At 68.4% G+C, this 250-nt stretch carries 1 pseudogene; it reads right to left on the bottom strand.

Annotated elements, in window-relative coordinates:
- Positions 1-250: pseudogene (locus tag AC0L3B_RS39970) on the bottom strand (urocanate hydratase); the annotation flags it as partial.

Genomic DNA, 250 nt, shown 5'->3' with positions numbered 1-250 from the left:
CACGGCCATCGACTGCTTGGCGGCCTTGATCACGGCGGCGGGTTCGGTCTTGGCGCGGGCGCGGTACTCGTCCCAGGTCCAGCCGGCCGGCAGGTAGCCGTTGAGCGGGTCATGGGCGCTGGTCTGGTCGGTGACCATGTCCGGGCGCACGCCACGTTTGACCAGTTCCGGCAGGATTTCGGCCGCGTTACCCAGCAGCGCGATGGAGATCGCCTTGCCTTCCTGGGTGTACTTGGCGATGCGCGCCAGG

It is taken from the genome of Bradyrhizobium sp. Kon56, assembly GCF_055807635.1.
The sequence above is the reverse complement of the archived record's forward strand: the minus strand, read 5'-3'. Positions and strand labels throughout refer to the sequence as shown.